7 protein-coding genes are annotated in these 12,056 nt (G+C 65.7%); 4 read left to right on the top strand and 3 right to left on the bottom strand.

All coding sequences use genetic code 11. The annotated features are described in order from the left end of the window. Nucleotides 1–34: 34 nt before the first annotated feature. Both J2W68_RS17265 and J2W68_RS17260 read left to right on the top strand, forming a co-directional pair. The gene (locus tag J2W68_RS17265) at nucleotides 35–2,893 is read left to right on the top strand and encodes a TonB-dependent receptor domain-containing protein (RefSeq protein ID WP_310238445.1); all 2,859 of its coding nucleotides are present in this window, start codon (nucleotides 35–37) and stop codon (nucleotides 2,891–2,893) included. Between the two features lie 132 nt (nucleotides 2,894–3,025). Then, complete coding sequence (locus J2W68_RS17260) at nucleotides 3,026–4,681, top strand: tetratricopeptide repeat-containing sulfotransferase family protein (RefSeq protein WP_310238443.1); 1,656 nt, start codon at nucleotides 3,026–3,028, stop codon at nucleotides 4,679–4,681. A gap of 19 nt (nucleotides 4,682–4,700) precedes the next feature. Here J2W68_RS17260 and J2W68_RS17255 read toward each other — a convergent pair whose 3' ends face one another. Together J2W68_RS17255 and J2W68_RS17250 are read right to left on the bottom strand one after the other, a co-directional pair. Further along, entirely contained in the window at nucleotides 4,701–6,287 is a 1,587-nt protein-coding gene (locus J2W68_RS17255; protein ID WP_310238441.1) for a putative 2OG-Fe(II) oxygenase, read from the bottom strand. Nucleotides 6,288–6,551: 264 nt separating this feature from the next. Further along, on the bottom strand, nucleotides 6,552–7,037 hold the full coding sequence (locus tag J2W68_RS17250; RefSeq protein ID WP_310238440.1) for a hypothetical protein: 486 nt from the start codon (nucleotides 7,035–7,037) through the stop codon (nucleotides 6,552–6,554). A 62-nt stretch (nucleotides 7,038–7,099) separates the two neighbouring features. Here J2W68_RS17250 and J2W68_RS17245 point away from each other — a divergent pair, with 62 nt between their 5' ends. Next, entirely contained in the window at nucleotides 7,100–8,605 is a 1,506-nt protein-coding gene (locus J2W68_RS17245) for a tetratricopeptide repeat-containing sulfotransferase family protein (protein WP_310238437.1), read from the top strand. A 14-nt stretch (nucleotides 8,606–8,619) separates the two neighbouring features. Here J2W68_RS17245 and J2W68_RS17240 read toward each other — a convergent pair whose 3' ends face one another. After that, nucleotides 8,620–9,957: an aspartyl/asparaginyl beta-hydroxylase domain-containing protein gene (locus J2W68_RS17240; protein ID WP_310238434.1), complete on the bottom strand. Its 1,338-nt coding sequence runs from the start codon at nucleotides 9,955–9,957 to the stop codon at nucleotides 8,620–8,622. An 87-nt stretch (nucleotides 9,958–10,044) separates the two neighbouring features. Between J2W68_RS17240 and glmS the strand changes: the two genes are divergently transcribed. Beyond that, the gene (gene glmS, locus J2W68_RS17235; protein WP_310238432.1) at nucleotides 10,045–11,877 is read left to right on the top strand and encodes a glutamine--fructose-6-phosphate transaminase (isomerizing); all 1,833 of its coding nucleotides are present in this window, start codon (nucleotides 10,045–10,047) and stop codon (nucleotides 11,875–11,877) included. Nucleotides 11,878–12,056: the final 179 nt, after the last annotated feature.

Below are 12,056 nucleotides of genomic sequence, written 5' to 3'. Positions count from 1 at the left end.
TTTGTTTGCACCTTCATCTGGAGAGAGATAGCTAATGACCCCGAAGAAAACGAAACTGCGTAACGCGATCGTCCTCGCACTTGTCACTGGCGGCGCCGTTGCCGCAAGTGGCTCTGCGATGGCGCAGGACACGTCCACGGCATCCTCGCCTGAGGCCACCAGCCTGGACACCATCACCGTTACCGGCACGCGCATCCGCAGCCAGACGATGACGGCGTCAAGCCCGGTCGCCGAGATCTCGGCAGAAGAGTTCAAATATTCCGGCGCCACGACGGTCGAAGACCTGATCAACCAGTACCCGCAGCTGTCTCTGGATTTCGACAACTTCGCCAACAACGGGTCGCAGGGTTATGCGACCGTCGATCTGCGAGGCATGGGTGCCAACCGCACCTTGGCACTGGTCAACGGACGCCGGATTCCCAAGGGCCTTGGCGAGACCGCCGACATCAGCATCATTCCGGCTGCGCTGCTGCAGCGGGTGGACATCCTGACCGGCGGTGCATCGGCGGTATATGGCTCCGACGCGATCGCGGGCGTGGTCAACTTCATCCTCGATGACACCTTCGAAGGCGTCAGCGTGAATGTCGGCTATTCGGCCTACCAGCACAAGAACGAGGACAGCTACATCCAGGGTTTGATGGACACGGCCGGCTTCGATTATCCAACCGGCGGTTCGGGCTTCGATGGCATCGCCAAGAATGTCGATGTCGCGATCGGCGGTGCATTCGGCGCAGGCGGTCACGCCGTGGCATGGGCGACCTGGCGCAAGAACGACGCAATGCTGCAGGGCCAGCGCGACTACTCCTCGTGTGCCCTAAACGCGACAGGCACGGCCTGTGGTGGCTCTCCGACCGCGGACCCGGGCAACTTCTACATCGTCGCGCCGGGCTCGGGCCTGTACACCTACGTGTCGCCATCGGACTCGGGCTGGTTCGTGCCGGACGGCCCCACGCTGTACAACTACGCGCCGGTGAACTATTACCAGCGCCCCGACAGCCGCTTCACTGCCGGCACCAGCTTGAAGTACGAGGTCAACGAATACTTCGAGCCCTACATCGAGACGATGTTCGTCAACCGTAAGAGCAGCACCCAGATCGCGGCGTCCGGTGCCTTCTTCACGGATGTCACCGTCAACTGCGATACCGATGTCATCGGCTCCATGTGTTCGGATATCGGGATCGTCGACGACGAATTCACCGTGTATGTCGCCAAGCGCAACGTCGAGGGCGGCCCGCGCATCACCAACGAAGAGTCCACCAACTACAGCATCACGGCAGGTACCCGCGGCGCGGTGTTCTCGTCCAGCTGGACCTATGACGCGTCCTTGCAGTACGCCCGCACCAGCGTCAAGACCGAAAACCAGAACGACTTCCTCACCACACGCGTGCGTGACGGCATCCTCGGCTGCCCGACGGGTTCGTTCGACGGCTGCATTCCTTACGAGGTCTGGACCGACTCGATCACCCCGGAACAGGCGCAGGCCCTGCAGGGCGTGGGCATCGTCAATTACGCAACCGACATGAAGGTGTTCAATGTCTACGCGACGGGTGACCTTGGCTTCGGTCTTCCGTGGACCAACGACACCCCGATCAGCGCGGTGGTCGGTTGGGAAAAGCGTAGCGAACGCTTCAGCCGCATCGCCGACAGCAACATGCAGACCGGCAACTTCACCGGTCTGGGTGGACCGACCACCAACCTCGATGGCGGCTTCGACGTGGACGAGTTGTTCCTTGAGGGCAACGTGCCGCTTCTGGCCGACGCGGGGGCGCTGAACAGCCTTGATCTGCAGCTCGGCTACCGCTACACCGACTACAGCACCTCCGGCAACGTCAACACCTGGAAGGCGGGCCTCGGCGCCAGCTTCCTCGACAACCGTTTCCGTGTGCGCGCGGGTTTCAACCGCGCCATCCGCGGTGCCAACATCAATGAACTGTATTCCGACCAGTCGATCGCCCTGTGGGGTGGCAGCGATCCCTGCGCCGGCGCGGACCCTGAGTTCACGCTGGAGCAGTGCGTGCGGACCGGTGTCAGGCCGGACCAGTACGGCAGCGTCGCCGCCAACGCCGCCAATCAGAACAACCAGCTCGTCGGCGGCAATCCCAACCTCAACCCGGAAACCGCCAATACCTGGACGATCGGGTTTGCGGCCACCCCGATCGACAATCTCGACGTCAGCGTCGACTACTACGACATTGAGCTTGAGGAGCAGATCGGCACGCTGGGCGCGCTCAACATCATCACGCTGTGCGCCAACGGCCAGGATGCAATGTGCGATTTCATCCAGCGAAATGCGGTGACCGGCGACCTGTTCCGCGGCAGCGATCCCGAAACCTCAGGACTGGTGGTCAACACCAACGGCAACTTCGGCGGCCGTCGTTTCCGCGGCATCGACCTGACTGCCGGCTACCGCATGGACTTGGGCCCGGGCAGTCTGTCGACATCCTTCACCGGCAGCCGCATCCTGGAACGCTCGTTCCAGCCGGTGCCTGGTGACACCTCTGCCGATTACAGCTGCGAAGGCCTGATCAACACCCAGTGTTCGACGCCCGAATGGCGGCACATTGCCAGTGCGCGTTACGCGTTCGACCGTTATTCCATCGGTCTGCGCTGGCGCTACATCGGCGAGATGGACTACCGGGGCACGGATGGACAGGACCTCAGCGGGGACTACTTCCTGAGTGGTCCGGGCAAGCAGAAGGCATTCAACTACATCGATGTCTCGGGCTCCCTGCAGCTAGGCGACAACATCACCTGGACGGCAGGCGTCAACAACATCGCCGACAAGGCACCGCCCATGGTGGGTGGTAGCCTGACGCCGCTCAACGGCAATGCGCTGGGTGGCTACGATCAGGCGGGCCGCTACATCTTCAGCAGCCTGACTTTCGCATTCTGATCCACCGCTCGGCAGTCCGGAGGGCGGCGGGCAACTGCCGCCCTTTTCTGTTTTCGCGCTCAACTCCTGCGGCGCATGCCGCGCTTTGGCTAGACTCGAACCACGACGGCAGGTGAAGGACGCAACGCGTCCGTGCTGCTCTATTCCAGATGTCATGACAGGATGTGCATGAACGCAACGCAATCTCGGATTCCCGAAGAAACTCAGGTGCAATGCCCGTCCCAGCGCGTGCAGCTGGGGTATTCAATGCTTCGGGATGGACACACGCAGGACGCCGTCGCGCTGGGCGTGGATCTGGTCGCCGCGTATCCAGACGAGGTCCATGTGCTGGTGTTCGCCAGCGAAACGCAGTTCGCCGCCGGTGCGCTCGAGGAGGCGCTCGTGCTGACCGGTCGGGCCGTGGAGGCAAGCGCCGGCAACGCTGCACTCAAGCTCCGCAAGGCAGGACTTCTGATCCAGATGCGACGCAGGCAGGAGGCCTTGGCTGTCGCCAATGACGCCGCTGATGCGGCGCACGCGCTCGGCGATGGTCAGGCTGTGTGGCAGGCGGCCAGCATGATCGTCAACTGCAATCAGCCCGCGGCCGCGATACCGCGCTATCAACAGGCACAGGTGCTGCTCGGCGATGTGCCCGGTCTGCTCTACGATCTGGCGGTGGCGCAGTTCTTCACCGGCGACTTCGACGCTGCCGAGGTCAATCTCGATCGCATGCTCGCACTCGTGCCGCAGGCGGGCCACGCCCTCTACTTGCGGGCGACGCTCCGCCGTCAGCGCCCCGATCGCCATCATGTCGACGACATTGCTAGGCGCATCGCGTCCGGCATTCAGAAACCGGACTGGCAGGCGGCGGCGTTCTACGCGTTGGCCAAGGAGCTGGAAGATCTGGGGGAGGACGAGAAATCCTTCGCTGCCCTGAGAAAGGGTGCCAGGATCAAGCGCGCCACGCTGCAGTACGACGTGTCTACGGAGCGCGCAGCCATCGATGCGCTTTGCGAAAGCTACAGCACCGAGACGATGGCGGCGCTGTCGAGCGGAAGCGCGGCGGACAGTCCCATCTTCATCGTTGGAATGCCGCGTAGCGGCACCACTCTGGTCGAACGCATGCTGGTACAGACCGGGAATGTGCAGTCTGCTGGCGAGCCGCTGGATCTCAGGCAATTGGTCGCGTCCCATACCCAGCGCGTCCTCGAGACGCAGGCCGGGCTGTCGGCGTCGGAGGCTTCCCTGTGGATAGATTTCGATGTAATGGGCCGCGACTACTTGCAGGGCGTACGCGGTGCGGCAGCCGACCGGGCCGTCTTCATCGACAAGATGCCGGTCAACTATCTCTATTGCGGACTCATCCGCAAGGCGCTGCCGAATGCCAGGATCATCCATCTCTCGCGGGATCCGCTTGACAGCTGTTATGCGGTCTTCAAGACGCTGTTCTTCAACGCCTATCATTTCTCCTACGATCTCGATGAACTGGCCGAGTACTACATCGGCTACCGGCGGATGATGGCGCACTGGCACGAGGTCATGCCGGGCGAGATCCTAGATGTGCGTTACGAGGATCTGGTCACCGATGCCAGCGGCGAGACGCGGCGCATCCTCGAGTGGTGCGGACTGGCGCATCGCGCAGGTGCCGTGTCGGATCCACCCGTCGGAACACCCGCATTCGTGACCGCCAGTGCCGCGCAGGTGCGGGAACCGGTACACACGCGTTCGGTCCACAACTCCCGCAAGCATGCAGAACGGTTGGCGACCCTGGTCCGCCGGCTGCAGGAAGCGGGTATCGCAGTGGACTGACGTCGTGGCCCCGGCAGCGTCAGCTGGCTGGCTGGATGTCGAAGGCGATGGTCAGGCGCGGCGCGCTGTCGTCGAATGGCACGGTGCCGTGCCACATGTAGGACGGAAAGAGCGCGAGACGACCAGGCTTGGGGTGCACGATGCGTCGTGGTGGCAGATCGAGTGCTAGTTCGTCCATCGGCTGACCGAATTGCAGGCAGCCAGCGGTCGATGGCCTGGCCGGGGCGCACACCGAAGGCGGCAGCGCCACGTAGAACGCCGAGCTCATCCAGCCTTCGTTGTGGATATGGTTGGCGTGACGTCCCGAGGCGTTGAGACGGACCGACCATGCACCGACGATCCGGACACGCCGCTGTTGGATGCGGAGGAAGGGGTGGCGTGGGTCGTGCGGCAGGCCCGCGAGCCAGTCCTCAGCCGAGGCCCGCAGGCTGGATTCTGCTGCGCGCAGGACAGCGTCGTCTCGTCCGAACAGACGGCCCGGGGTTTGCGATCCGTTCCGTACGCTCTGTCCCATCGGTTGCCCCGCAGTCAGGTGCAGTGTATCGAGCGTGACCCGCAATGCGGACAGGAACGCCGCCAGGTCGGCATAGCCCGGCGGTGTTTCGATCTCCAGGTCCGCGATCAACCGCGCGTAGTCGAACAGCCAGTGTTCGCGCGCGTCGCCTGCCAGCCGCCAGGCAATCCCTAGGTGTCCCCAGGCTTCCTGATTCGCGGGATCCAGCCGCAGCGCGCGCTGGGCGCAGTCACGTGCCAGCTCCATGCGGCCGGTCCGAAACGCATGGCGCGCATGCGCGTTGAGGAACTCCGTACTCCGGTTGCCCAGGTGTCGATGCGCGGCGGCGAACAGGGCTGACGCGCCGTCATGTCCCAGCCTGTCCATGGCGTCCGCGGTCAGCCAGTCGAGAACTGGATCTTCCGGCGCGCGGCGCCGAAGCGAATGCAACCAGGCGAGGGCCTCGTCCACCCGCTGGGTCTGGACGAGCGCGCGCACGAATGCCAGCTGCATCGGCCGGTGCCCGGGGCGCGCAAGCGCTGCGGCGCGGAATGCACCGAGCGGATCTTCTCCGCGTGAGCGCATCGCCCCGTACTCCCACAGCAGGTGGGCCAGCGATTCGTGACCGGGGACGAAGTCAGGATGCCGTTCGATCAGTGCGCGGGCGCCCGAGAGCGCGTCGGCTGGGCGTCCCAGATCCTGCAGCACGCCGTGGACCGCGTTCGCCGTTTCCGGTGTGTCATGGCCAAGTGCCACAGCGCGCTGGAAGCATGCCAGTGCAGGCTCGATCCGACCGAGCAGCCGCAGCAACGCTCCGCGGTTGACCCAGGCCGGCGCGTAAGCGGGATCGAGCTCGATCGCGCGCTGCAACGCGGCATCGGCGTCTTCGAGCGCGCCTGTCCCCTGCAGGGCATTGGCCATGCCATGCCAGGCCTCGACCGACCGGGGGTCGAGGACTAGCGACTTCTCGAAGGCCGCGCGCGCGGCGGCCCACTCCTCGTATTCCAAGTGCAGCCCGCCGCGTTGCCGCTCGACGCGCGCTGTGGCGGGCGCTGATCGCAGCAACTGGAGCGCGTCCTCAAGGCGGCCGCGACGGCGCAGCCACGCGGCCACGTTCAGTGCGATCACTTCGTTGTCCGGTGCCAGCGACCACGCGCGCGAAAAGGCGATATCGGCCTCGTACGGTTTGCCGGCCTCTGCCAGACACATGCCGAGCAGCTGGTGTGCATCTGGGGCGTTCGGCGATTCCTGCAGCAGTGCACGCGCGACTGCGAACGCTTCGGCCTTGGCGCCCCGCGCCAGCAATGCATGCGCTCGGTTGGCGCGCTCGGCCTGTGCCCTGGTCAGCGCGTGAACGGTGCCGGTCCGGGTCAAGGCCTAGCGCACACGACGGGCGCGCAGCGAGACGCCTGCCTGGGTACGCAGCAGGTAAGCGCCCAGTGCTCCTTTGCGCAGCTGCACCGTATCGCCTGGCGACATCGGACCGATGGTTCCTGCTTGGACCGTCCAGCGTTGGCCGTTCTCGAGCACCACAGTGCGACGTCCTCCGCTGCCGTGCACCACCTCGGCCACGCGCGCATCGATCCGGTCGGGATCCGCCTCGCGCTCTGGCTGCCCCGGGTTGCGGAGTGGCGGCGGGGGCGTTGCCAGGCCGAACTCCTGTATGGCCTGGGCAGCCGTCGCCTCGCGCACGGTAGGGGGGGGCGGGAAGGCGGTGTCATAACAGGCGAGCCGCTTGGCCGGGTCCGGCGTCACTGCGCAGGGATGGCCTGGATCGGCGGACTGCGCTGTCCCTGCCAGAATACCGGCCAGCGGCAGGAGGAAGCGGACGGCGATCCGCGCTGACATTGCACGCTTCTTCATCGGCGCATCCACTCGGGCGATACTTCCATAGTAAGCACTTGATGACGCGGGCAGGCAGGCACTTGGCGCAGGCGGACACGGGGGACTTCGAAATGTTGCGGCGGCGCGCGGACATCGAGCTGCGGCAGCAGCGATGGGCTGCAGCCGCGGCCACCTGCCACCGGTTGCTGGCGCTTCGGCCCACGTTCGCCGATGGCTGGTTCAACCTCGGATACGCGCTGCGCCACAGCGGCGCGTATGTCCCTGCCCTGCAGGCGTACGCGCAGGCGCTGCGATACGGCGTTGCCGACGAGGCGACAGTCCATGTCAACCGGGCCGTCATTCTTGCCGACCACCTCCGGGACGACGCGGCGGCCGAGGCGGCGCTCGACCTGGCGTTGACGGTGGATCCCCGGCATCCGGGCGCATTGCTTAATCGGGGCAACCTGCACGAAGAGCGTGGCCATCGGGACGCGGCAATCGCCCGCTATCGGCAGGTGCTCGCGCACCACGATGACCAGACCGGGGCGGCGGGCGAGGCGCTCGCGCGGCTCACGCATCTGGTGCCACCTTCGCATGTGGACGATCCCCTGCTGGCGCGCCTGTGGGCGGCCGCGCGGTCCGGGACATCGCGGCCGGACGGCCTCCGGGCCACCCTCTGGCTGTCCCTGGGCCGTGCGCTGGACACGCTCGACGCAACGGATGCCGCCTTTGAGTCGTTCGCGTCAGGCAAGCAGGCCGCGCATCGGGGGCATGGACAGTACGACCCGGCTGTCGCGGACCGGCAGGCAGAAGCCATGATCGCCGCGTATCCGACCCCGGCGCCGCCGCGGCCCGGCGTGCATGCGCCCGAGCCGCTCTTCATCTGCGGTATGTTCCGTTCCGGCTCCACGCTGCTCGAACAGGTGCTGGGTGCACATCCGGACGTCGCCGCTGTCGGCGAACTGGATCTGCTGCCACGTCTGGCGGCGCAGGCGCTGGCACCGTTTCCCGCCCGGGCCGCGTCGCTGGACCCGGCGCGATGCGGTGCGCTGGCGGCGCAGTATCACGCGGCGCTCTGCGCCCGCCTGCCCGACGGAGGTGCCGGTTGCAGGCTGGCCACCGACAAGCGACCCGACAACTACCGGTTGATCGGCCTGATCAAGCAGCTGTTTCCCGCTGCACGCATCGTGCATACCGTCCGCGACCCGCGCGACGTTGCACTGTCGATCTTCATGCAGCACCTGAACCCGCGCGCGTTTCCTTACGCTGCGACGCTCGCGGGCATTGGTCACCAGATCGGGGTCCACCAGCGGTTGGTGGCGCACTGGCGGTCCCTGTATCCTGACGACATCGTGTCTTTCGATTACGACGCCTTCGTCGTCAATCCTGAGGCCACGCTGCGCCCCCTGCTTGCGCACCTGGGTCTGGCGTGGTCACCCGCCTGCCTGCAGTTCCATACCCGCGCGACAACGGTGAAGACGGCGAGCTACTGGCAGGTCAGGCGTCCCCTGTACACCGACGCGTCCGGACGATGGCGCCGCTATCGTGCGCATTTGGCGCCGCTGGAGGCTGCGCTGCGCGCCGCCGGAGTCGATCTGCACGGGTAAGGTTCCTCGTGGACTCAGTTTTCGGCGCTGTTGCGATAGTTGCGTAGGGCGCCCGCCAGCGTGCTGACCAGCTCGCGCTCTTCGCTGGACAACAGCGGATTCCAGACATCGAAGATCAGCACCACGCGCAGCGCATCGCTGTCGTTGCGGGCCTCGTGCTCGATGCTGTCGTCGAAGACCAAGACCTTGCCGGTCTCCCAACTGCGATGATCGAACCCCACCCGGAAACTGCAGTCCGGCGGCACGACCAAGGGCAGGTGGGCCACCAGCCGCGCATTGGTCTCGCCGTGATGGGGGGGGATGTGTGTGTGTGGGGCGAGTGCCGAGAACATCACGTTGGGGCACAGCCCCGCGAGATGAGCCTTTTCGACGCCTCTGAGGGCTTCGGCGGTCACCGGGCACTGGGCGAGATTGGCCTCGACAGGCTGCCCGTGCGCCCACAGGTGGAACGAACTCCAGTCCCGGGAGTGATTGAGAGCCTGCCACTGGTTGACCGGCTCGCCGGGCCGGTAGGCGATGTAAGGCTGGAAACTCTGGAAGCGGTCGGCCACCAGCGACTGCAGCTCCGTGCGGATCGCGTCAGTCCGCGCCTCGAGCTCGGGAATCCAGGGGAACATCGCGGGGTCGTAGAACGGAAGGGCGGGGAGCCGCGGCACGTACAGCTGGTTGCATTGCGGCAGTTGCGGTCGTGACCGGCCTGCTGCGATCGCCACCGCTTCGTCCCAGCGGCCTGCCCGCAAGGGGTCCAGAGCGTCACGGGCACCCGCAACCTGACCAGTGAGAAAGTCTGCCAGCGCCGCTGCATCACGCTCGACCGCCTGATGCGCATCTGTGAGGCGCCGTCGCAGCACCGGTGGCCATTCCGGTTCGGGCGGCGCGATCTTCAGCGTATCCCGGAACACGGCCGCGGCGGCCCGTGGGCGGCGCTGGCGCTGCAGGAACTCCGCCTTGGCAAGCAGCCCGGGCAGGAAGTAGGGATCGAGGTACAGCGATGCCTGGATGGCCGCCCATTCCTGCCCGCTGTCACCGAGGTCGCGGTGCACCACGGCAAGCGTCGCCGCAATCATCGGATCGCGCGGCGCTGCGCTGCGCGCGGCCTGCAGCAGTGCGATCGCCTCTTGGGCCGCGCCGCGCTGGTGCGCATGAACGGCCAAGCTGTACAGCGCCTGGACGTTCGCGGGGTCCGCCATGCGGACCTGCATCCACGCGCGTTCGGCGTCCGCCCAGCGCCGCTCTGCCGCCGCCTGGCCAGCGGCAGCGATCAAGGTCTGCAGCGAGTCACTCACCCAATTCCCCTCGTGTTGCCGAGCCCCGATTCTAGGTGCGGAGCGGGGACGCGAACAGTGCAGCATTTTGGCTTCAGGCCCGCCGATTCGACGCCGGCCTCCAAGCAGCGATGACCTACAATGCGCCGTAACTCTCCAGCAGGTCTGTCGTTCATGTGTGGAATCGTCGGTGCGATCGCGGGGCGGAATGTAGTGCCGGTCCTGATCGAAGGGCTCAAGCGGCTGGAATACCGTGGCTATGATTCGGCGGGCATCGCTGTCGCCGTCGACCACGGGCTGCGCCGAGTGCGTCGCACCGGCCGCGTCTCCGAGATGGAAGCCGCCGCCGCCAGCGAGGATTTCCACGCGACGCTCGGCATCGGCCACACGCGCTGGGCCACGCACGGGGGGGTAACGGAACATAATGCGCATCCCCACATCAGTCACGACACCCTGGCGCTGGTGCACAACGGCATCATCGAGAACCACGAGGCGCAGCGCGAGCGCCTGATGGAACTTGGCTATGTGTTCGAGTCGCAGACCGACACCGAGGTCATCGCCCATCTGATCCACCACCACCAGCTGCGGGGGCTGGACCTGCTGGCGGCGCTGCAGGCGGCTACCGCAGAACTCGAAGGCGCTTACGCGCTCGCGGTCATCGACCGTCGCGAGCCCGACCGGATGGTCGTCGCGCGCATGGGCTGCCCCCTGCTGGTGGGCCTGGGCGAGGGCGAGAATTTCGTCGCCTCCGATGTCTCGGCAATTCTGCAGGCCACGCGCCGCGTGATCTTCCTCGAGGAAGGCGACACCGCCGTCCTCACCCGCGCCGCGGTGCAGGTCTATGACGGCAATGGCCAGAGTGTCTCTCGCGACGAGCATTTGTCGGACGTCTCGCTGGCCTCGCTGGAGCTCGGCCCCTATCGCCACTTCATGCAGAAGGAGATCCACGAACAGCCGCGCGCGCTGGCCGACACCATCGAGGCGATCATCGACGCGGCGGCCTTCGAACCCACGCTGTTCGGAAAAGACGCAGGCGACGTGCTGCGCGAGGTCGAAGGCGTACAGATCCTTGCCTGTGGCACCAGCTTCTATGCCGGCTCGGTCGCGCGCTACTGGATCGAGGCTATCAGTGGCCTGCCGTGCTCGGTCGAGATCGCAAGCGAATACCGTTATCGAAAGGCGGTCGCGAATCCGAAGCACCTGATCGTCACAATCTCGCAGTCGGGCGAAACGCTCGACACGATGGAAGCGCTCAAGTACGCCAAGTCGCTCGGGCATACGCGCACGCTGTCGATCTGTAACGTGCCCGAAAGCGCGATCCCGCGCGCCAGTGGTCTGGTCTTCTACACCCGCGCCGGGGCGGAGATCGGCGTGGCATCGACCAAGGCGTTCACCACGCAGCTCGTCGGCTTGTTCGCGCTTGCGGTCACGCTGGCCAAGCTCAATGGCCGCCTCAGTGAAGAGCAGGAAGCCGCGTACATCGAAGATCTGCGCCAGTTGCCCGGCAGCGTGCAGCACGCGCTCAATCTGGAGCCGCAGATCACCTCCTGGGCGGAGAAGTTCACCCCCAAGCATCACGCGTTGTTCCTGGGTCGCGGCGTGCATTACCCGATCGCGCTGGAAGGCGCGCTCAAGCTCAAGGAGATCTCCTACATCCACGCCGAGGCCTATCCGGCCGGCGAGCTCAAGCATGGTCCCTTGGCGTTGGTGGACGCCGACATGCCGGTTGTGGTGATCGCACCGAAGGATGCGCTGCTCGAGAAGGTGAAGTCGAACATGCAGGAAGTGCGCGCGCGTGGCGGCGAACTGTTCGTATTCACCGATGCGGACAGCAACTTCAGCGCCTCCGAGGGCGTACATGTGATCCGCACGCCACGACACGTCGGCGTGCTCAGCCCCATCGTGCACACCATTCCGGTGCAGTTGCTGGCGTACCACACTGCCCTGTCGCGCGGCACCGATGTCGACAAGCCCCGCAACCTGGCCAAGTCGGTGACTGTCGAGTAGCGCCACTGCGGCGATTTCGCTGAACAGGCGCCTGCGTTTAACAGGCTGATACAGAAATGTGTGTCAGCCTCTTTTCAAACCGATTGCATCTATGCATAATTCGCGCCCCGCTTGACGGGCTGCACTTCGGGGCAGCGGTTGAAGCGGGACGAGAACGACAACAGCCTTCACGCGGTGTT

Origin of the sequence: Luteimonas terrae (assembly GCF_031457535.1) — a bacterium.
GTDB lineage: Bacteria > Pseudomonadota > Gammaproteobacteria > Xanthomonadales > Xanthomonadaceae > Luteimonas > Luteimonas terrae_A.
The sequence above is the reverse complement of the archived record's forward strand: the minus strand, read 5'-3'. Positions and strand labels throughout refer to the sequence as shown.

Bases quoted from the DNA above. Each gene is read 5' to 3' on its own strand.
- J2W68_RS17265 (WP_310238445.1), top strand. From the start codon at position 35: ATGACCCCGAAGAAAACGAAACTGCGTAACGCGATCGTCCTCGCACTT.
- J2W68_RS17250 (WP_310238440.1), bottom strand. From the start codon at position 7,037: ATGAAGAAGCGTGCAATGTCAGCGCGGATCGCCGTCCGCTTCCTCCTG.
- J2W68_RS17240 (WP_310238434.1), bottom strand. From the start codon at position 9,957: ATGCTGCACTGTTCGCGTCCCCGCTCCGCACCTAGAATCGGGGCTCGG.
- glmS (WP_310238432.1), top strand. From the start codon at position 10,045: ATGTGTGGAATCGTCGGTGCGATCGCGGGGCGGAATGTAGTGCCGGTC.